The organism is Paenibacillus sp. FSL R5-0517 (genome assembly GCF_037974355.1).
GTDB lineage: Bacteria > Bacillota > Bacilli > Paenibacillales > Paenibacillaceae > Paenibacillus.
This window is the reverse complement of the sequence record NZ_CP150235.1, coordinates 6,869,760-6,891,307: the sequence shown is the minus strand read 5'-3', so window position 1 is coordinate 6,891,307 and position 21,548 is coordinate 6,869,760. Positions and strand designations below refer to the sequence as shown.

Genomic DNA, 21,548 nt, shown 5'->3' with positions numbered 1-21,548 from the left:
GGGGTGAAAACAAGATGAGCAAGGCCAACGAGGTAGTTGTAACTTCACAAAAAGTTGATAAAAGCCCCTCCAGTTTGAGTATTTTATGGAGGGAGCTTGTCAGAGATAAGGTGGCACTAATCTCGCTCATTTTCTTGGGCTTGGTCATGTTGCTGGTGTATGGCACGTCTCTCATTCTGAATCAGGATGATATCGTACGCGTGGATCTGTTTGCCTTATATGAACCACCTTCTGCACAATATTGGCTTGGAACAGACTATGGGGGTCGTGATGTATTTGGCCAACTGGTCATTGGTACACGTAACTCGCTGACTATTGGAATTATTGTAACGTTAATGACTGGCTTCATAGGTATCTTAATTGGCCTTTTATCCGGTTACTTCGGTGGAATGATAGACAACCTGTTTATGCGTGTTGTTGACTTCTTCATGATCCTTCCGATGTTGATGATTGTTATCGCGTTTGTTACGGCAGTACCGAAATACAATATCATCTCGTTCTCTCTAATCATGACGGCGTTTCTCTGGATGGGTATCGCCAGATTGATTCGTTCTAAAGCATTACAGGAACGGGAGCTGGACTATGTAAAAGCTTCAAAAACATTGGGCTCTTCTCATCTGAAGATTATGCTCTCACAGGTTCTTCCGAATCTGAGCTCCATTATCATCGTAACGATGACATTGAATCTCGCTGCCAACATTGGCCTCGAATCAGGGCTGTCTTTCCTCGGGTTTGGTTTTCCCGAAAGTACGCCTAGTCTTGGAACACTCGTAAGTTATGCACGTAATCCGCAAACCCTGGAATCCAGATGGTGGATATGGCTACCCGCATCAGTACTGATCCTGGTATTGATGTTGAGTATAAATAATGTCGGTCAAGCCCTAAAGCGTGCGACTGATGCAAGACAAAGAAGAGGTTAAAAAAAGGGAGGAAAGGTTCATGAAAAAGGGATTATTTTCACGGGGACTATTTTTCACGATGATGTTGGTCTTTGTATTGGTGCTCGCAGCGTGCTCTGAAAAAGAAGCAGCTACTCCAGCTCCTGCTACCAACAACACAGAAGAGGGAAAAACGGAGGAAAAACCTGCTAATGAAGAGGGCGTTTACTCCATTGAAGACTTCAACAATGTCAAAACGAATGAAGGTACTGCGATCGAAGGTGGATCAATTACATTCGGACTTGTATCGGATACTGCTTTTGAAGGTACACTGAATTTCAACTTTTATTCCGGTAACCCGGATGCACAGGTTCTTCAATGGTTCGATGAAGGTTTGCTGACTTGGGATAAAGACTATGTGTACACCAATGATGGTGCTGCAACATATGAGACTTCCGAAGATGGTAAAACGTTCACACTGACTATTCGCGACAATGTAAACTGGCATGATGGTAAGCCGGTAACGGCTGAAGATCTGCAGTTTGCTTATGAAGTTATCGGTAACAAAGCGTATGATGGTCCACGTTACGACTCCAACTTCACTAGTGTAGTGGGTATGGATGAGTATCATGCTGGAAAAGCAAAAACAATCTCTGGTATTAAGGTGCTGAGCGACAAACAAATCAGCATTACGTATAAAGAATCTACTCCGTCCCTGCTGACAGGTGGCGTGTGGACGTACCCACTCGCTAAACATATCTTCGGAGATATGGATGTAGCAAAAATGTCTTCTTCCAAAGAAGTACGTGAAAAACCAATTGGTTTTGGTCCATTTAAAGTGGATGTTATCACTCCAGGTGAGTCTGTAACTTTTGTTAAAAACGATGACTACTGGCGTGGAGCTCCAAAACTGGATAGTGTAACTCTGAAAGTTATCAACCCGACAACGGTTGTTCAAGAACTGAAATCTGGCGGGGTAGACCTCGTGGATGCCTTCCCGACAGATCAATATAAAGACAATGCTAACCTGTCCAACGTAGAATTCCTGGGCGCAATCGATCGTGCTTATACGTACATCGGTTTCAAACTGGGAACGTGGGATGAAGAGAATGGAAAAGTTAAAAGCAATGCTGAAGCAAAAATGGGCGACAAAAACTTGCGTAAAGCAATGTGGATGGCTGTAGATAACGATCAAGTTGGTAAACGTTTCTATAATGGCCTGCGTTGGAATGCAACAACCCTGATTCCACCGTCTCACCCAGAATTCCATGATGCCAGCAATCCAGGTGTAACGTATGATCCAGAAGCAGCGAAAGCTTTGCTTGATGAAGCTGGTTACAAACTGGATGGTGAATTCCGTACGAATCCGGATGGAACACCACTCGAAATCAACTTTGTATCCATGACAGGTGGCGACACAGCTGAACCATTGGCACGTTATTATGTTCAATCATGGGCAGCTATTGGTTTGAAAGTAAACCTGGAAATGGTTGAATTCAACAGCTTCTATGACCGTGTAGGTAACACAGGTAAAGATGATCCGAACATTGATGTGTATCAAGCCGCATGGGGTGTTGGTATTGACGTAGATCCATCTGGCCTGTACGGCCGTGATGCACTCTACAACTTCTCCAGATTCTCCAGCGAAGAGAATGACAAATTGCTGGCACAAGGTATCTCTGCTGAAGCATTCGATGTAGACAAGCGTAAAGAGATCTACAATCAATGGCAGCAATACATGGTAGATGAAGTTCCTGTATTCCCTACACTGTATCGCGCAGTTGTAGCACCAGTTAACAAACGTGTAATGAACTACGCGATTGGCGATGGAACAGGTGTTTACCTGAGCGACTTGCAAGTGAATGCAGAAAAAGCAGTTGTAGCTGAGTAATCCTTTCTTCCAGTAGCAACTGTAAGGATTGGGGTCCTTTAAGAAGTCGGTTGCTAGATTATGATGAAGAATTCTCCTGGGAAATTGAACTAAAGTGTCTTTACAAACATGGATTCTGTACACTCTGGCATGGGTGTATGGGGTTCATGTTTTTTTTGTAACCAAAAAATAAAAAAAATTTAACTTTTTTTCAAAAAAGTGCAGACAAAATGCCTCTTCACTTCGTCTATATAGGTAAGAGGTGATCATCTTATGAAAAAATGGTGGAAACGGGCAGGTATGCTGCTGGCTCTACTGCTCATTATATATTTGGGTGTAAAACCGGACATGCTGGTAGGCAAACCGGGAATTAAAGCTGAATCCGCGGTATTAATGGATATGAACTCCGAACAGATCCTAATGGATTTTAACGGCTCCGAAGAGATTGCTCCTGCAGGCGTTAGTAAGTTGATGACAGAACTGCTTGTGATGGAAGCCGTGATTAAAGGAGATATAAGATGGGACGATCTAGTTAATGTGAGTCTGTATGCCAGTTCCGTGGGTGGCAGTCAACTGACGCTGAAGCAGGGAGAGCAATTCACCGTTCAGGAGCTGTTCGAGATCGTGGCTGTCTATTCAGCCAATGATGCAACTGTCGCTCTCGCTGAACATATCAGTGGTTCAGAGCAGAAGTTTGTGCAGCAGATGAATCAGAAAGCTTCTCAGATCGGGTTGTCTGAAAATACACAATTCACGAATTCAACGGGCCTCAGTGAAAAGCTGCTTGGTCCTAACCGTCCGATGGAAATACAAGGGCAAACCTTAATGACGGCTATAGATGCATGCAAACTTGCGCGATATCTGCTGAATAACCATCCCGAGATTTTAAGAATCTCCAGTCAAATGCAAGTCTCCATGCATCAAAAAGGGATGTACATGAGCAACACGAATTGGATGTTGTCCTCCATTGGTGGGCCTTATGCTTATGATGGGAATGACGGATTGAAAACCGGATATGATGAAGAATCGGGATATCACTTTGTGGGGACAGCTGAACGTGATGGCAAAAGACTGATTTCAGTTGTTTTTGGGACCGATACCCGTGAAGGGCGTTTTGTGGAAACACGGAAGTTGTTCAACTATGGATTTTCGGGCTCAAAATAAAGAGTGGACATGGGCTTGCTCAGAGAGACATCTCGCTGTTAACTTATGGTTAATCATGGTAAAATGACTTACGTATAATTCCATATTATTATGTAATTCACTTTAAAGGGGGAGATTGTTTGAACGCAATTAGTAAAAAGGTATACGCTCTCACGCTTACTATGGCTATGTCCATCGCACTGATTCAACCGGCTGTCCAGGCGGCCGAAGCCGTTAAACCTACAGCCTCTGTCTCGGAGGCAATTGCTTCCAAGGCAACACAAACACTGCAACAACTCGGATACATAGATGGTACGACAGATGGCATGGCCCAATTAACGACTCCAATCACTCGCGCGGAGGCAGCAATCATTTTGCAACGGGTACTTCAACTGGATGCGCCTGCATCACTCAAGGGTTTTGCAGATGTTTTGCCAGAGAATGAAGCTGCGCCTGCCATCTACGCATTAAAACAAGGCGGATTTATTCAAGGGAAAGCCAAAGGCTATGCCCCCGATGCTCCACTTACACGCGCCCAGATGGCATCGTTGTTCACACGTGCATTTGAACTGAAGGATAACGGAATCCAAGTCGTATACAGTGATGCCGATCAGATCCCAGCTGTGCATGCGGATGACGCTGCGCGGGTGAAACAGCATTTTATTATCGAAGGTAGCGCATTTAACGCCAAACAGTCAGTCACCCATGGGGAATTCGCTGATGCACTATATCTGGCGCTTGGACTCGATGTGAAATCGGATGGTCTTACTCCTCTGGAAGACTTCTTCAAACAGCCTGCTCAGGCAGGGTTCCAGATGTCCCCGGACGGTAAGCATCTTGCTTACCTGGAGCCGTGGAACAACCGCATGAATATCGTAGTTACTGCAAATGGCCAGGATAAGCCTGCACGGATTACGAGCGAAACAGAACGTAATATTGCAGGATTTGCTTGGGCAACCAATGAAAAGCTGCTCTATGTACAAGATAAGGCAGGCGATGAGAATTACCATATATATGTCACGGATATCGATGGTAAAAACAGCAAGGATCTGACGCCATATCCTAACACAAGAGCCATCCTGGTAGATCCGCTTGAGAATATTCCGGATGAAATCTTGGTAGGCATGAACAAGCGTGATCCGCGCATTTTCGATGTGTATCGGATTAACATCAAGACAGGGGATGCTGTACTTGCTGCAGAGAACCCGGGTAATATTACGGGCTGGCTGACGGATCACGAAGGTAAAATTCGTGTTGCCGTGTCCAGTGATGGCAATGTGTCTTCGTTACTGTATCGTGAATCGGAGGACAAAGAATTTGAGCCGCTTCTGACAACGAAGCTTGGAGAGACTTTTGCGCCAGTCATGTTCACGTATGATAACAAAAATATCTATGCGATATCCAACTTGGAGCGAGACAAAACGGCGATTGTCGAGTACAGCCCAAGCAGCAAAAAGGTAACCAAAACCATCTATGAAAATAAAGATGTGGATGTAAGCAACTTCGTACCTTCCAAAGAAAAGGGTACTATTCTTGCTGCTGTATATGAGACAGATAAAGTGAACTATGAATTCTTTGATCAAGAGTTCAAAACATTAATGCAGGATATCAAAGAGAAAGTGCCAGGCAAGGAAGTTAGTATCGGTAGCATAAGTAAGGAAGGCCAAGTATTGTTCGTAGCGTATAGTGACAAAGCAATGGGAACGTATTATTTCTATGATTCCAAAACAGGCAAACTCGATAAACTGGCTGATGCTGCACCTTGGATTGATGAGAGTCAAATGGCAGATATGAAGCCTATTACGTATAAGTCACGTGATGGTCTGACCCTTCATGGTTATCTAACATTTCCTCAAGGAGCTGAGACTTCTAACCTGCCTTTGGTGGTTGTTCCACATGGTGGTCCTTGGGCGCGTGATTCATGGGGCTTCAATCCTGAGACTCAATTCCTTGCAAGCCGTGGTTATGCTGTTCTTCAGGTCAATTTCCGTGGTTCCACGGGATACGGCAAAGAATTCCTGGATGCAGGTAATAAAGAGTGGGGCAAAGCGATGCAGAACGACCTCACAGACGGTGTGAATTGGCTGGTTGAAGAGGGGACGGTTGATCCAAAACGAGTAGCCATATATGGAGGCTCTTACGGTGGATATGCCGCTCTGGCAGGACTGGCTTTTACACCGGATGTCTATGCTGCTGGCATCAGCTATGTGGGTCCTTCCAACATCTTCACCCTTCTGGACTCACTTCCACCTTATTGGGAGTCTGAGCGTAGTATGTTCTATGAACGTGTAGGAGATCCCGTAAAAGACAAGGAGCTGTTAACAGCGATTTCACCTCTTTTCCACATCGACCAGATGAAGGCTCCATTATTCGTGGTTCAGGGCGCTAATGATCCACGTGTCAAACAAGCCGAGTCAGACCAGATTGTTGAAGCATTACGCAAGCGTGGAGTCGATGTACCCTATATGTTAAAGACCAATGAAGGTCATGGCTTCGCAAATGTGGAGAATCAGCTTGATCTGTATCGTGCGATTGAGAAATTCCTGAATCGTCACCTGATGCAGCCATAATACGTTAGGCATGAGGGCTGTCCCGCAGGTTTACCAAACCTGTGGGCAGCTTTTTTATCGGATCACAGATAAAAATGAACCATAAACTATATTGTTAAATTGACATATGGATTTCTTTTGTTTTAAAATGACCAGTGAGTCATTATTATTCAATTCGGTTTAATATATATGTATCAGACCCACTGTACGATACTTAAATCAAGATCTGATCGGGAGGTAACATGTGATGCAAAAACAAATGAAATGGCCGCTGGTCCTATTTGCCATAGGGGTATTTATGGCTGCACTGGATAACGGAATCATCACCTCTTCACTGACCACCTTAAATGCATCATTTGGTGTGTCACCAACGTGGGGAGCATGGACGATTACGCTCTACACACTTGGGCTTGCGGTGAGTGTTCCGATTGCAGGCAAACTGTCTGACCGTTATGGTCGCAAGAAACTGTTTTTGATAGAAGTGGCGCTGTTTGGGATCGGGTCCCTGCTGGTTGCGCTAAGCACATCATTTACGTTCTTCCTGATCGCTCGTGTCATTCAAGCTCTGGGCGGTGGGGGAATATTTATCATTGCCAGCTCCTACGTGCTAAGTAAGTTCCCAGCGGAGCGTCAAGGTACAGCCTTGGGTCTGCTAGGGGGTATGAATGGTGTTGCGGCCATTTTGGGGCCGAATATCGGTGCTTTTATACTGGACATTACGGGCAACTGGCATTGGTTATTCCTGATCAACGTACCTATTGCCATCCTGCTATTCATTGCAGGTATCCGATTTATTCATGAAGAGCAGGAGCTTAATCGTGCAGCAGTGGACTGGAGCGGTATTGCTGTCCTGACGCTGGGTGTACTCAGTCTAATGTATAGCTTCAGCAATCTGGATGGTGTGAACATGATTCAAAGCCTGGGGTCACCAATGTTCTTCGGCTTTTTCTTGGCAGGTGTAATCATTCTGGTGCTCTTTTACTTCATGGAAAAAAGACTGGAAGGATCTGAACGTGAACCTGTTGTATCAACACAGCTTCTGGGCATTGCATCCTTTCGTTGGACGCTGTTGATTGCCTTTTTCTCGGGAGCCATTCTGGCCTCGGTGATCTTTATTCCCGGTTTCGTTGAACAGTATCTTGGCGTATCCAATACGGCTTCCGGGTATTGGTTTACTCCACTCGCGCTGGCATCCGGTATTGGGGCGGGCGGAGGTGGCTACCTTGTTGACCGCAAAGGGCCAATCTGGACGTTATCGGTTGCGGGGTTATTATCTGCCATTGGGTTCCTGCTGTTCCCGCTGTGGGTGGAGCATATCTGGCAATTTGTCATCGCGAGTACGCTCGTAGGTATCGGTTTTGGCATGATGCTTGGTGCGCCAGTTAACGTACTTGTCACCGAACAGGCGGGGGAGAATAACAAAGGTATCGCGGTAGCGACCAGCTCGTTATTCCGGCAGATGGCAATGGCTATTGCACCTACCATTTTCGCCGGATTCCTGGCACGTTCTTTCACTAATCTGGGGTCCAACATTCAGGCAGGATTCGCTGATAAAGGAATTCAGGTGCCACCTGAAATGCTGCAACAATATGCGTCAGGCGGGGCATCGGGGAGTGATGTCTCCAGTCTGGCCGAGGGCCTGTCCCAGATCCCTGATGAAGGTATCCGCGATGTGTTGCTTCAGGCCCTGCATCAAACGACAGGCGAAGGTTACAGTGGACTTTTCTGGTCCGCGGTTATATTCAGTGTGCTTACGCTGGTGGCTGCGCTTATAACGGGACGTCTGCGTCATAAAGAGAAGAATCTTCATGTGGAAAGTGTATCGACGAACGGATAAAATCATGTGTGAAAATGAAGAGAACAGTGTACCTTTTGAAACGAAAAAGGAGTCACTGTTCTTTTCAATTTAACCGGATTGTAACTTTTCCTCCTCCCGCAATGATTACAATAGAACGAGCGTAAGCGGTGTCTTGATTCCAGAGAGAGAAAACTTTGAAGAACACCGAGTCACAAGGTATCTCAGACGTTTAATTGGTATTATATAAGTTCAACGAATCGTTACACTGCATCACTGCGAGTTCAGAGTAACCTCCCGATCGCTGTTATCCCCAGATTTTTTGATTTCCTTTCCAAAGGTTAAAATCCGGTAATAAAGGCGAGCGCTACGCTTCTTCAGGTTTTCTCTGACCTCTCCGTTATTTGTGTAAATATTAGCTGAAACTTATATAGCCTGGCAGTATCATTTTGACAGTGAAGAAGGAATCAATGGATGAAAAGCAGAACTAAAGATAAGAAGAAGAAAAGAAGAAAAGGCCTATATATAACGCTCGTTTCACTTGTTGTTTTGTTAATCGGAGGTTATTTGTTCCGTCAACAGCTGGCTGTGGCGGCATTTGATCTGTTTCTCGCCGGCTCGGTAGAAGATCAGCTATCCCGCTCTTATGTACCGCAAGAAGGCAACAATACGCCTGATCCAACAGTATACCGTAAGGAACCTTTCTCCGTGTTACTGCTGGGTTCGGATAAACGTGCCTATGAGAAGACGCGCGGACGTTCAGACACGGTTATCTATGCTGTAGTACGCCCCAAGGAATCTCGTGTGCTTCTGGTATCCATTCCACGTGATACGTATGTGCAGATTGTTGGACGGGATGCAAACAAGGACGGCGTAGATGATTATGATAAGCTGGCGCATGCCTATGCTTTTGGTGGGGAGAATATGTCCATCAATACGGTGGAGAAATTCCTTGATGCTGATGTAGGTTACTATGCAACGATCAACTTTGACGGGATCAAAAAAGTAGTTGATGCGCTTGGTGGTGTAAAACTGCCAATTGATGAGGACATTGTGAACAAGAACCCGGATCATGTGCAATTCACGATTGAAGGCGGTAAGCCGATCTATGACGGGCAGGAAGCATTGTATTATGTAAGATACCGTGAGGATAGTGATTTTAATCGTACTAAGCGGCAGCAGATTTTCCTGAACGCGATGGCGAATGAGATGCTCAATTTGAATCAAATCGCCAAAATTCCCGAATTGATTCAGATTATGGGAGACAGCTTCCAGACGGATATGCGAGCTTCGTTTATTATTGATCTGGCTAAACAGGTGCTTACTCAGGAGAAACCTCAGATTTCGAGCTTCACCATTCTTGGTGAGGGGATGAAAAAGGATGGTATCTATTATGGCCAGGCTGACGAGAAAGATGTCCAATATGCCAAAGAGCTGATTAACAACTGGATGGATCAATCGACTCCAGCCGGCGAAGTAATGATCCCTGACCGGCAAAAGATTGAATAACCAATTCCATACCGATGATGTGTTGTAGACCACAATCAGCAGTACGTTTATTCGCGGGCTGCTGTTTTTTTTCTTTGCAGTGAGAACTGTGATCCTTTTGGAACATCCTGCGTTCTAATCCGTATAATATAAGTTGAGCGAGATAAGTTGAACGAAGAAATTCATAAGGAGGATACACAAGGGTATGAACATCGCATTCTTTTTGCTACCCAAACAAGAGGTTACGTGTGTGACGTCGGATTCTACGCTGCGGCAAACGTTGGAACGGATGGAATATCATCGTTTTACGGCGGTTCCCATTTTGAATAAAGAGGGCAAATATATTGGTACGGTTACCGAAGGCGACTTACTGTGGTATATGAAGAATGCCGAGGGAAAGATTTCATTTGAAAACGCTTCAAAATTTCTACTCAAAGACGTTCCACTCCGCTTGGATATTAAACCCGTATCCATTGACGCCAACATGGAAGACCTGATTAATCTGGCTAAAGTTCAGAACTTTGTTCCTGTGGTCGACGATATGGATCGATTCATTGGTATTGTCAGACGGAGTCAAATTATTGAGTACTGCGAGGGTATTGTAGCCAAAGAATCAATCAAGGTTAAGTAAAGCTGTACCGAATTTAAATATTATGGTTTCATGAGGGATAATCACAGCCATCCAGTATCATGTTAAACTTAAGAAGTGCTGAACCAAGGGCGCACTCGAAGCTTTTGACAAATATATAGGTCGATAAGATGTACGGAGGACTCCGCATAAGTACCTGACATCAGTTTCGGAGAACTTCTCCGCTTTTTGGGGTAATTTTGCGGGCCCTCTTTTTATGCTATAATGGAGAATAAAGCTTTTTCGGGGGAGAGTGACTTTCGCCAATATGCCTAAAGAACTGGATGTAGCCAAACGTGCTAAAGTGATTGAATGGCTGAAAACCGAAGTGCTTGATCAGGTATCCCGATTATTCAAGGCGTTATGGGAAGGCAGTACAACTCGAATCGGGGACAGTCTTGCCAGTTTGATTATGAGTAGTTACATATTGGGCCGCAGGCTCGGTATTCCTTTCAAGGATCTGGATGCTCTGCTAGTTGAGAAGTTGAGAAAGCATAAACAGGAAGGTCACCAGCTTGAAGACTGGTACCAGGATATTTCCGCGTTAGAAGATCATATGCGTAAGAGGTGAATTTGTTGAAATTTAGCTTTAAATCAGCTGTTTGGAGCGCAGTTTATCTGCTCTTGCTACTTTCGCTGTTAACTCCTTTATCGGTACTTGCCATATTTTTTATGATGATACCGGGAGTTATTTTGTATGCTTCATTATCTTTAAAATCTTTTATATGGCATCTCGTGCCTGTAGCTGTTATTTTGGTCGTATTCCACCCCATCTATCTGTTACTATTGCTTATCTTTACCCTGCCAGCGATCGTTATGGGTCACGCGTATAAAACACGCAAATCGGCGCTGTTTGCACTGATGGCGGGAAGTGGCATGATGTTGGCAGAATACTTGTTGTTGCTCTTGATTGGCAGTGTCATTTTCCAATTCGACCTGTCCAGTTATATTGAAGATGTAGTCAAATTGACCATTGAACCGTTAACGAATTCATCGAATCAGATGATTAACGGGTTTGCATGGACTCCTGAGATGACCGAGGATGTCGCCAAGCAAACGCAGCTTATGATCCCATTTGCTCTCGTTGTTACATCGATGGTAATGGCCTTTATTACGCACGCCATTGCGCGCCCGATTTTGAATGTGATGGGTGTGGTGGTATCAAAGCTTCCACCAGCGAGAGAGTGGCGTATGCCGCGTGCATTGATCTGGTATTATTTCCTCGCATTGTTGATCGAAGTGATCTCGAGACAAAGTGATGGAACATATTGGACGATGATTGCCATGAACCTGTCGCCATTAATCAATCTGGGCTTCATGATTCAAGCGATCGGCTTCTTCTTCTTTCTCTCACATACAAAGAAATGGAATCCGGTTATACCTTATTTCCTGGCGGCTGCGGTCTTCTTCATTGGTCCGCTTCGGATTATCGGAATTATCGATCTGGCGTTCCCGCTTCGTGAGGCAATATCGAAATCAAAACGATAGGGTGATGAGTCTTGCCTAAATTTCTGAAGAAACGCTGGCACGGCTACTATACCGTATGGGCGTTCATACTGCTGCTATTGCTCGTTATGTTCGTTACCATTTATAACTGGACGCTTGGTTTGATTAGTCTGATACTGGCTTCGGCGCTGGGAATCGTCATGATTAAGGCGGAGCTGGCGTTCCGCCGTGAGCTTAACGACTATATTAATGGCCTGTCTATCCGGATCAAACGGATGGAGGGGGAAGCGGTCAGCATGCTTCCATTCGGAATTGTGCTGTACAGCGAAGATCGTACGGTAGAGTGGCATAATCGCTTTGTTGCGGAGATGTTCCAGGAGAAGACAATGGTGGGTAATCCGCTGCTTAATTTGTTTCCCAAACTTCCTCAGCCTAAAGAGAAGAAGGATGGGACGAAGGAACATGCATCCAGGGAATTCCATGACGAATTCCAGTTGGATGATCGGCATTATGGAGTTATTCATAACCCGCAGGAGCGGTATGTATATGTATACGAGATTACGGAGCTAGCCATTCTTCGTGATAAATATGAAAATGAACGCCTGGCTTTGGGTATTCTCGTTCTGGATAATCTGGACGAGGCTGCCCAAGGCATGGACGACCAGCAGCGTACCGCGCTCATTGCTCGTGTGACCAGTGAGATTACATCATGGGCCAAACAGTATGAAGTGTACCTGCGCCGGCTGTCTTCGGATCGTTATCTGTTGATGCTGAATCATAAGTCATTGCAAGAACTGGAGCAGAGCCGATTTGTCATTTTGGATGAAGTTCGGGAGATGACCGCTGACCTCAAAGTGCCCATGACACTCAGTGTCGGACTCGCGTTTGGTTCGGATAGCATCAGTGAGATGGGAGAATTGGCACAGTCCAGTCTGGACATGGCACTTGGACGCGGCGGCGACCAGGCGGCTGTGAAATCGGGGCAACGTCTGTCTTTCTACGGGGGCAAGTCCAACGCCGTGGAGAAACGAACACGAGTGAGAGCACGAGTTATTGCGCACGCGCTGCGTGACCTCATGCAGGAGAGCGATCGAGTGCTCATCATGGGGCACAAAATTCCGGATATGGACGCAATCGGTGCATCCATCGGGGTATGGAAAGCGGCGAGCCTGTACAATGTGGAAGCACGCATTGTTCTGGATGGAATCAATCCAGCGATTGAACGGATGATGGAGCAAGTGAACAAGGACGAGAAGTTGTCCAAGGCATTTGTATCACCGGAACAAGCAACCCAGATGATGACAGAGCACACGCTACTGGTTGTGGTGGATACACACAAGGCCTCTATGACCATGGAGCCGAAACTGGTGCAGTCTGCAACCCGTGTTGTCGTTGTGGATCACCATCGTCGGGGTGAGGAGTTCATCAATGATGCTGTGTTGATCTATCTGGAGCCTTACGCTTCTTCGGCTGCGGAACTGGTAACGGAGCTTTTGCAATATATTCATGACAAAGTACAATTTACTCCACTTGAAGCTACGGCTCTGCTTGCCGGAATCACGATGGATACGAAGCATTTTGCATTGCACACCGGGTCTAGAACGTTCGAGGCCGCAGGTTTCCTGCGACGTAGTGGTGCGGACACCATTATGGTCCAACGGTTGATGAAAGAAGATCTGTCAGAATATATTGCTAAGGCAGAAATCATAAAGCATGCTAAAATGGTATACGGGAACATTGCGCTGGCGGTCACGGACCCTGGCAGCAAGATTTCACAGATGATGATCGCCCAGGTGGCGGACACATTGCTAAACATGACTGACGTGGTCGCTTCATTTGTAATTAGTGAGCGTCCGGATGGACTGATTGGCATCAGCGCGAGATCGCTGGGACGCATGAATGTTCAAGTTGTCATGGAACGACTGGGCGGTGGCGGACATTTGACGAATGCTGCCGTTCAGCTCGAAGGAACGCTTGGAGAGGCAGAAAAACGGCTGACGAACGTACTGGCTGAAATCGAAAAGGAAGAGGGGCTGTTCGAATGAAAGTCATTTTTATAAAAGATATGAAGGGTCAAGGCAAGAAAGGGCAAGTGAAGGAAGTATCTGAGGGCTACGCACAGAACTTCCTACTGCCACGGGGAATTGCTCGTCTGGCAACGGACGGCAACATGAAGACACTCGACAACCAGAAGGCAGCTGAGGAACGACTCAAACAGGAAGAGAAAGCAGAAGCGGAAGCACTCGCGAAGAAGCTGGAAGCAGAAGTGACTGAACTGAAAGCCAAGTCCGGCGAAGGTGGTCGTCTGTTCGGCGCCATTACCAGCAAACAGATCGCAGAAGCTTTGTCTAAAAAGGGTTTGAAAGTAGACAAACGCAAAATTGAGCTGGACGAGCCTATTCGTACACTCGGCGTAACACAAGTAACTGTCAAGGTTCACCCTGAAGTGAAGGCAACCTTGAAGGTACAGGTAACGGAAGAGTAAGATGGGCGGAGAAATGTTATTCGACCGGATTCCCCCGCAGAACCTGGAAGCCGAACAGGCCGTGCTGGGTGCAATCCTGTTGCAGGGTGAAGCCCTGATTACAGCGATGGAACGGGTGCAAACCGAGGATTTCTATGATAAACCCCATCAATTAATCTTTGAAGCGATGATTCAGCTGGGTGAGGGAAATCAACCGATTGACCTCGTGACACTGACTTCGCTTCTGAAGGATAAAGGTGAGCTGGAGGACATCGGCGGCGTTAGTTATCTGGCTAAGCTGGCACATGGTGTACCTACAGCCGCGAACGTAGACTATTACGCTCAGATTATCGAAGAGAAATCGATGCTGCGTCGTCTGATTCGTACGGCAACACAGATCGTAAGTGAAGGATATACAGGCGGCGAAGATGTTGCAGCCATGCTTGGAGAAGCTGAACGTCGTATTCTGGAGATTTCCAATCGTCGCTCCAGTAGTGGTTTTATAGCCATTCAGGACGTATTGATGGAAGTATTCGATAAAGTCGAAACGCTGCATCAGAATCGGGGAACGACAACTGGTATCCCTTCCGGCTTCATCGATTTGGACAAGATGACTGCCGGCTTCCAGCGCAGTGACTTGATCATTGTAGCGGCGCGTCCATCCGTAGGTAAGACGGCCTTCGCCTTGAATATTGCCCAGAATGTAGGCATCCGGGCGCAAGAAACGGTAGCCATCTTCAGTCTGGAGATGTCGGCTGCACAGCTCGTACAACGGATGATCTGTGCGGAAGCTAACCTGGACGCGGGAGTTCTTCGTACAGGGGAATTCAAAGGGGATGAAGATTGGCAGAAGCTGACGATGGGTATCGCAGCTCTCAACGAAGCTAATATCTATATCGATGATACACCTGGTATCACGGTAGCCGATATTCGTGCCAAATGCCGTCGTCTGAAGAAGGAGAAGGGTCTGGGTATGATACTGATTGACTACCTTCAATTGATTAGTGGACGCGGCAAAGCCGGGGAGAACCGTCAACAAGAGGTATCCGAGATCTCACGTACACTGAAGCAAATTGGCCGGGAACTGGAAGTTCCAGTTATCGCCTTGTCTCAGCTGAGCCGGGGTGTAGAGCAGCGTCAGGATAAACGTCCAATGATGAGTGACTTGCGGGAATCGGGTTCGATTGAGCAAGATGCCGACATCGTAGCGTTCCTCTACCGGGATGACTACTATAATCAGGATACCGAAAAGAAAAATATTATCGAGATCATTATCGCCAAACAGCGTAACGGTCCGGTAGGTACAGTAGAACTGGTCTTCCTGAAAAACTTTAATAAATTCGTCAACTACGAGAGGGCGCACAATGACGCCTTTGCGATGTAACGGGCAGGTGCTGACGGCTTCGATCAGGAAGCAAACTCGTCTGTCCCGAAGATCAACTATTAGAGCAACTGAACTCAAACATGTGTTATAAATACCAGATATAGATTCACATTGAAATAGATATCCTTGAACCGGTGATAGCAGTCAAGCAAGATTGGACTGAGGTCTCCGGTTTTTTGTGTCGAAATTATGGGTAAATCCCGAACATTACAGTTGTACTATATCTAATTGTTCGCCATTTGATTTGACTTTGAAAAAAGGTACTGGTACACTAATACTGCTGCGTTAAAGCAGCGCAAACCTTCCCTTGAATGTAACGGAAGGACATTTTTACTGTCCGTTAGCACGCTTCTCAGTCGGTTTATTGCGTAACATGCCTGCCGGGATAGAGGACGGACAGACCAATACAAAGGTGCGCAAGGCACCCACGGAGGAATGTTAACTATGTCAACGGTAGTTGTAGTGGGAACGCAATGGGGAGACGAAGGAAAAGGTAAAATCACGGATTATTTGGCGGAGAGCGCTGATGTGGTGGCTCGTTATCAAGGTGGTAACAACGCGGGTCATACAATTCTGATTGATAACAAAAAATATAAACTGACGATGATTCCATCAGGGATTTTCTACACGGATAAAGCGTGTGTTATTGGTAACGGAATGGTTATCAACCCGAAGGCACTCATCGAAGAAATTAATTATATTCATGACAATGATTTTACAACGAAGAACCTGTCCATCAGTGAGCGTGCACATATCATCCTGCCATATCACATGGTACTGGATGCACTGGAAGAAGAGAGCAAAGGCCCGAACAAAATTGGTACGACTGGCAAAGGAATTGGCCCATGTTACATGGACAAATCAGCTCGTATCGGTATTCGAATGGTTGACCTGCTGGATGCTGAAGATTTCGAACTGAAACTGCGTCACCTGGTCAAAGAAAAAAACCGCGTCATTGAGCAAGTCTATGGCGGTCAGCCTGTTGATGTGGAAGAGATTCTGCGAGATTACCTCGAATATGCAGAAATTCTGCGTCCTTATGTACGTGATACATCCGTTGTTCTGAACGAATATATTGATGAGAACAAAAAAGTATTGTTCGAAGGCGCACAAGGCGTGATGTTGGATCTTGACCAAGGAACTTATCCATTTGTTACATCATCCAATCCGTCCGCAGGTGGCGTATGTATCGGGTCTGGCGTAGGCCCAGCTCGTATTCAGCAAGTTATTGGGGTAGCCAAAGCCTACACAACTCGTGTAGGAGATGGCCCATTCCCTACGGAATTGCATGATGCGATCGGCGACCAAATCCGTGAGACGGGACATGAGTATGGTACGGTAACTGGACGTCCACGTCGTGTGGGTTGGTTCGATAGTGTTGTTGTTCGTCACGCGCGTCGTGTTAGTGGTATTACAGGTCTGTCCCTGAACTCTCTGGACGTAATGACGGGTCTGGAAACCGTAAAAATCTGCACAGGATACAAATTCCGCGGCGAGGTTATCACACACTATCCGGCAAGCCTCAAAATGCTGGCTGAATGTGAAGCGGTATACGAAGAGATGCCAGGCTGGAGCGAAGATATCACTGGAGCGAAGAAACTTGAAGACCTGCCAGTGAACACGCAGAATTATGTAAAACGTGTTTCCGAACTGACGGGCATTCCAATTGCGATCTTCTCCGTTGGTCGTAACCGTGAGCAAACGAATCAAGTTCTTCCAATCTACGAGTAATTGCAGAAAAAGAGAGATTATTTATTGAATTAATCAAATAGATTATTATGTCGATTCAGGCAGTGAAACCTCCAGTTGTTGCTTCTATAGCGATGACTGGAGGTTTTTTGTATGTTTATCGGATATAATCCCGAGATTTCCGTCAATACTGGTTAACAGTAGAGTCACAGATCCCGACATGCGCATGCTAGAACGGGTGGGATAATCGGAGGGAGAGAACGGAATGAAGTTGCTTGTCTGGTTTGTCAAAATCGTGCTAACCGTGTTGCTGGTCAGTTCACTGACCCTGCTTACGACCGGATTAATTGTACAGTCATATGCGAAGTCGCTACTCGCAAGTTTCAATATTCAGTGGGAAGGTCAACCGATGGGATTAACCGCCATGTTCCAGGGTGCCTTGGGTGGTAAAACCAGTGAGGGGAATAAATCGGGAAATGGGACGACAGATCAGCCGACCGGAGCGGACGAAGAGCGGGTTCCGGAAGATGCTGTTTCAGTTATGGGAAATGGTACGGAGAGCAGTCAATCTGGTGTAGATACAGGCAGCGAGGCGTCTCAAGGGAATGGCTCAGGCGAGGGCGCAGGTGAAGGTACAGATACGACCGTAGGCTCAAACTCAGGCGCAAATAACAATGGGACGGATACAGGCACGGGTAGTAAATCAGGAACAGCCCAGGGAAGCGGTTCAGCTTCGGGGAACGGAACCGGAGCGGCTAGCGGTGGTGCTTCCTCAGGAAATGATGCAATTGTTGTATCACCGGATGACATCACAGGAGCGAAGGACAAGCTGCCAGCAGAGGAGAAAGAAAAAATCTTCAGCTTGCTCATGAATAAGCTGCCACAGAAAGAAATGCAGCAGATCTCAGGCGCCATGGAAGGTGGCCTAACCGAACAGGAATTACGTGAGATTGAACAGGTGATCTCGAAGTACCTGACCAGCGAAGAGTACGACAACCTGATGGAAGTCCTGCAAACAGAATAAAATAAGCAGGCGTGCTCTAGTTGGGCATCGCCTGATTCATATTGTAATGGACTTGTTGATGGCGATTGAATATAATTTAATTAAATAAATACTGGAAATTATATAAAGAGAATTAGATATTCAAGCATGCTAGTTTTAAAGCAAATGGTGCTTACGTTAATTTTATTAGCCTATGTAGGAGGGAAGATTGTATGAAATATAAAGGTAAAGAACACGAGATATAAAAACGGTTTTGCAACATTACAGAAACCTTCAGTCCAATTCGTGGACCTCCATTCATATGTGCATTTAAGAGATAAGATGGAATTGTGTTTATGAATACACGAATTGGAGGTTTTATTGAAGATGAACTTTTATCATACTCATTCAGGAATGTCAGTAGAGAAGTTTAAAGAGGCGACGAAAGAGGTATTTGAGCAAGGACTACAAGAGGCAGATCAGCCTTTTAGTGGCTGGGATTTTAGCTATGTAACAGGGAGTAATCGACTCCAGAGTGGGATGCTGCCTTGGTCCTACGGAACGATGGCGCGCCGATTGTTGAATCAGACTGAACGAATGCTCGACATGGGGACTGGTGGGGGAGAAATGCTGTCCAGACTCCTTCCACTTCCTCCATACACGTGTGCTACCGAAGGCTATCTCCCAAATATACCGATTGCAGAGGAACGTTTACAACCTTTAGGTGTAAAGGTGTTTCCGGTGACTGATGATTCGCAACTTCCTTTCGAAGACGAGGAATTCGATCTGATTCTTAACCGGCATGAGTCGTATGAAGAGCAGGAAGTTAGGCGGATTCTATCGGCAGAGGGACTGTTCCTAACTCAACAGGTAGGTTGGTCAGATTGCAGGGAAATCAATGATCGACTCGGCATTCCTATGCCAGCGGATTACGCTGGATGGGAGCTGGATCGTGCTGTTGTTCAGTTGGAGCAGTGTGGATTCCGGATTCTAGAGGCACGTGAAGCAGCTCCCGCGCAGCGTTTCTATGATATAGGCGCACTGGTCTATTATCTGAAGACCATCCCGTGGCAAGTACCTGATTTTAAGGTACAATATTTCCGTGAGCAATTAATGGAGATTCATATGGAGATGGAGCAACATGGATTTTGGGAAGTGCAGCAGAAGCGATTTGTAATTCTTGCCGCGAAAGAGTAGAGACATACAAATTAAATTCGAAATTGCCATGAAATGAAATCCAGTTTAAGAGAACCCACAAACAGGTTGTTTACCTTATCCCTTATCAGAGTTGATCTGGTGAGGGATTTTATTTGTATTTTTATGAAAAATAAAGCATATTCCACTGGGTCTTAGAACCTAGTCTTAAATTGTGAGTAAAAGTACATAGTACAGCGGATGTTGAGGCATAATGGGTGATGGATCGGTCATAAGAACTTATGGATAATTCAGGAAAACCAAGCGTGGCGTGGCTTTGCGGTGTGATGTGTAGAGTTGAAATAAGTGTAAAACCTGTGTTAAAGTATACGGGTGTGATAAAAGGTTAAAATTTTGACACTTTTATGAGCGCAGCTAAAGTCCTGATTTTGCGGACACCCAATACAAGTATCAACGAGCATGGGACAGACACGATGGGTGATGTCTTGACAGAAATGCGAACTGAGAAGTGCTGAAAAGGAGAGAATCATGAAAGGTTTCAGAGGCATACGCCAACCGGGCAAAGACCGGGTACACGAACAATCCGGGGAACACCGGACGGCCGAAGACAAAAACAACATGAGCATGTCCACCTTCAGTGTGAATAAGAAGCGCGTTCTGGCCTCGCGCAAATGGATCATTACAGCAGCTTGTGGTGTATTCATCGCAGCATCGCTCGGGTTCGCAGGCAAACAATATGTTACTGCAAATACCGTGCCGTATTATAAAGTAATGGTTAAAGGTAGCGAGATTGGTACCATTGCAGATGAAGCACAATTACAACAACTATTTACAGACAAAACCGAGGAATATCAACATAAATATCCGGATGCAGAGATGGTGCTGAACACGGATGGTATCACAACCGAAACGGTAAGAGCATACAAACCTGAAGTGAACAGTGACGAGACGCTGGACAAACTGGGTGACATGCTAACAGCCTACGCCAAAGGCGTGGAGCTCAAGGTAGACGGTGAAGTCATTGGTATTGTGAAAGATCAGGCTACAGCGGATGCAATCCTGGAACAGGTGCAGAGCAAATACATATCGGCATCGACTGTGCGAAGTTCGCTGAAGACGAAGTCGGTATCGGCTAATTCCTCGAAGAAAAACGAGGGACCAAGTACAACCCTGAAGTCGGTAGGCATCAAGGAAGATGTAGCGACGGATGTGGTGAAGGCTGACCCAAACAAAATATGGGATGTGTCCGAGGCGGTTAAAGCATTAACCGTCGGTAAAGACGCGCCTGTAACTTATGTGGTTCATGAAGGAGATACGATCTCTTCGATTGCTGCCAAGTATGAAATTACACAAAGTGAGATTCGCCAGCATAATCCAGGCATCAAGGAAACATCGCTTCAAATTGGAGACGAACTGACCTTGACCGTTCCGAAACCGGCGATAACCGTTAAATCGGTGGAGCAGGTTGTTGAGCAGATTGAGATTAAACCGCAAGTGGAAGTACGCAAAAGTGCTGAGTTGAAAGCAGGTACCACAAAAGTCGTGCGTCCAGGACAAAGCGGATTGAAAAGCATGCAGTACCGTATAACCAAAGAAAATGGTGAAGTTGTTCAGGAAGAGTGGCTTGGTCAGGAAGTGATTAAAGCAGCTGTAACTGAAGTGGTCCTTAGCGGAACCAAAGTCGTTGGCGAGGGCACAGGTGAATTTGCTTGGCCGGTATCCAATGCAACGATGAGCAGCAGCTTCGGACAACGGTGGGGGCGCCAGCACAAAGGTGTCGATCTGGTAGGTAACCGCGATGTGAAAGCGTCTGACGAGGGTGTAATTACTTTTGCTGGACAGAAAAGCGGTTATGGTAATGTCATCATTATTAACCACCGTAACGGATACGAAACACTGTATGGACATCTGAACAGCATTGGCGTTAAGGTTGGACAAGTGGTTGAAAAAGGCGAGAGTATTGGTGTTATGGGCAACACGGGTCGTTCGACCGGAACACATCTGCATTTTGAGATTATTAAGAATGGAACGGTAGAAAATCCTTTAACGTATCTGAACTAATAGAGCTTAAGGAGAG

General features: G+C 46.0%; 16 protein-coding genes. All 16 read left to right on the top strand.

All coding sequences use genetic code 11. The annotated features are described in order from the left end of the window. Window positions 1-14: 14 nt before the first annotated feature. The 16 genes from MKX40_RS30655 (at window position 15) to MKX40_RS30580 (ending at window position 21,532) form a co-directional block, all read left to right on the top strand. Window positions 15-920 carry an ABC transporter permease gene (locus MKX40_RS30655; protein WP_253442274.1) on the top strand — a complete coding sequence of 302 codons (906 nt, stop codon included), beginning with the start codon at window positions 15-17 and terminating at the stop codon, window positions 918-920. 19 nt (window positions 921-939) lie between these two features. Next, on the top strand, window positions 940-2,769 hold the full coding sequence (locus MKX40_RS30650; RefSeq protein ID WP_339238887.1) for an oligopeptide ABC transporter substrate-binding protein: 1,830 nt from the start codon (window positions 940-942) through the stop codon (window positions 2,767-2,769). A gap of 252 nt (window positions 2,770-3,021) precedes the next feature. Beyond that, on the top strand, window positions 3,022-3,912 hold the full coding sequence (locus MKX40_RS30645; RefSeq protein ID WP_339238886.1) for a D-alanyl-D-alanine carboxypeptidase family protein: 891 nt from the start codon (window positions 3,022-3,024) through the stop codon (window positions 3,910-3,912). 119 nt (window positions 3,913-4,031) lie between these two features. Beyond that, entirely contained in the window at window positions 4,032-6,461 is a 2,430-nt protein-coding gene (locus MKX40_RS30640; protein WP_339238885.1) for an alpha/beta fold hydrolase, read from the top strand. Window positions 6,462-6,687: 226 nt separating this feature from the next. Continuing rightward, complete coding sequence (locus tag MKX40_RS30635; RefSeq protein WP_339238884.1) at window positions 6,688-8,277, top strand: MFS transporter; 1,590 nt, start codon at window positions 6,688-6,690, stop codon at window positions 8,275-8,277. Window positions 8,278-8,709: 432 nt separating this feature from the next. Continuing rightward, window positions 8,710-9,744, top strand: coding sequence for an LCP family protein (locus MKX40_RS30630; RefSeq protein ID WP_091035261.1), 1,035 nt, complete (start codon window positions 8,710-8,712; stop codon window positions 9,742-9,744). A gap of 184 nt (window positions 9,745-9,928) precedes the next feature. After that, window positions 9,929-10,354, top strand: a complete 426-nt coding sequence (locus MKX40_RS30625; RefSeq protein WP_339238883.1) for a CBS domain-containing protein — start codon at window positions 9,929-9,931, stop codon at window positions 10,352-10,354. A 265-nt stretch (window positions 10,355-10,619) separates the two neighbouring features. Beyond that, window positions 10,620-10,922, top strand: coding sequence for a MazG-like family protein (locus MKX40_RS30620; RefSeq protein ID WP_253442948.1), 303 nt, complete (start codon window positions 10,620-10,622; stop codon window positions 10,920-10,922). 5 nt (window positions 10,923-10,927) lie between these two features. Next, a complete protein-coding gene (locus MKX40_RS30615) occupies window positions 10,928-11,839 on the top strand; it encodes a DUF2232 domain-containing protein (RefSeq protein ID WP_339238882.1) in 912 nt (303 codons plus the stop codon). 11 nt (window positions 11,840-11,850) lie between these two features. Continuing rightward, window positions 11,851-13,842, top strand: coding sequence for a DHH family phosphoesterase (locus MKX40_RS30610; protein ID WP_339238881.1), 1,992 nt, complete (start codon window positions 11,851-11,853; stop codon window positions 13,840-13,842). Beyond that, the gene (gene rplI, locus MKX40_RS30605; RefSeq protein ID WP_036611925.1) at window positions 13,839-14,282 is read left to right on the top strand and encodes a 50S ribosomal protein L9; all 444 of its coding nucleotides are present in this window, start codon (window positions 13,839-13,841) and stop codon (window positions 14,280-14,282) included. Before MKX40_RS30610 ends, rplI begins: the two co-directional genes overlap by 4 nt. A gap of 1 nt (window position 14,283) precedes the next feature. Next, window positions 14,284-15,645, top strand: a complete 1,362-nt coding sequence (gene dnaB / locus MKX40_RS30600; protein WP_253442260.1) for a replicative DNA helicase — start codon at window positions 14,284-14,286, stop codon at window positions 15,643-15,645. Window positions 15,646-16,089: 444 nt separating this feature from the next. Further along, on the top strand, window positions 16,090-17,376 hold the full coding sequence (locus MKX40_RS30595) for an adenylosuccinate synthase (protein ID WP_339238880.1): 1,287 nt from the start codon (window positions 16,090-16,092) through the stop codon (window positions 17,374-17,376). A gap of 223 nt (window positions 17,377-17,599) precedes the next feature. Beyond that, window positions 17,600-18,358, top strand: coding sequence for a hypothetical protein (locus MKX40_RS30590; RefSeq protein ID WP_339238878.1), 759 nt, complete (start codon window positions 17,600-17,602; stop codon window positions 18,356-18,358). Window positions 18,359-18,730: 372 nt separating this feature from the next. Further along, entirely contained in the window at window positions 18,731-19,513 is a 783-nt protein-coding gene (locus MKX40_RS30585) for a methyltransferase domain-containing protein (RefSeq protein WP_339243259.1), read from the top strand. A gap of 486 nt (window positions 19,514-19,999) precedes the next feature. After that, a complete protein-coding gene (locus MKX40_RS30580) occupies window positions 20,000-21,532 on the top strand; it encodes a peptidoglycan DD-metalloendopeptidase family protein (protein ID WP_339238876.1) in 1,533 nt (510 codons plus the stop codon). Window positions 21,533-21,548 lie beyond the last annotated feature (16 nt).

Excerpts from the sequence above, each read along its gene's own strand:
- MKX40_RS30655 (WP_253442274.1), top strand. The coding sequence starts at position 15 with ATGAGCAAGGCCAACGAGGTAGTTGTAACTTCACAAAAAGTTGATAAA.
- MKX40_RS30650 (WP_339238887.1), top strand. The coding sequence starts at position 940 with ATGAAAAAGGGATTATTTTCACGGGGACTATTTTTCACGATGATGTTG.
- MKX40_RS30645 (WP_339238886.1), top strand. The coding sequence starts at position 3,022 with ATGAAAAAATGGTGGAAACGGGCAGGTATGCTGCTGGCTCTACTGCTC.
- MKX40_RS30635 (WP_339238884.1), top strand. The coding sequence starts at position 6,688 with ATGCAAAAACAAATGAAATGGCCGCTGGTCCTATTTGCCATAGGGGTA.
- MKX40_RS30630 (WP_091035261.1), top strand. The coding sequence starts at position 8,710 with ATGAAAAGCAGAACTAAAGATAAGAAGAAGAAAAGAAGAAAAGGCCTA.
- MKX40_RS30625 (WP_339238883.1), top strand. The coding sequence starts at position 9,929 with ATGAACATCGCATTCTTTTTGCTACCCAAACAAGAGGTTACGTGTGTG.
- MKX40_RS30620 (WP_253442948.1), top strand. The coding sequence starts at position 10,620 with ATGCCTAAAGAACTGGATGTAGCCAAACGTGCTAAAGTGATTGAATGG.
- rplI (WP_036611925.1), top strand. The coding sequence starts at position 13,839 with ATGAAAGTCATTTTTATAAAAGATATGAAGGGTCAAGGCAAGAAAGGG.
- dnaB (WP_253442260.1), top strand. The coding sequence starts at position 14,284 with ATGGGCGGAGAAATGTTATTCGACCGGATTCCCCCGCAGAACCTGGAA.
- MKX40_RS30595 (WP_339238880.1), top strand. The coding sequence starts at position 16,090 with ATGTCAACGGTAGTTGTAGTGGGAACGCAATGGGGAGACGAAGGAAAA.
- MKX40_RS30590 (WP_339238878.1), top strand. The coding sequence starts at position 17,600 with ATGAAGTTGCTTGTCTGGTTTGTCAAAATCGTGCTAACCGTGTTGCTG.
- MKX40_RS30585 (WP_339243259.1), top strand. The coding sequence starts at position 18,731 with ATGTCAGTAGAGAAGTTTAAAGAGGCGACGAAAGAGGTATTTGAGCAA.
- MKX40_RS30580 (WP_339238876.1), top strand. The coding sequence starts at position 20,000 with ATGAAAGGTTTCAGAGGCATACGCCAACCGGGCAAAGACCGGGTACAC.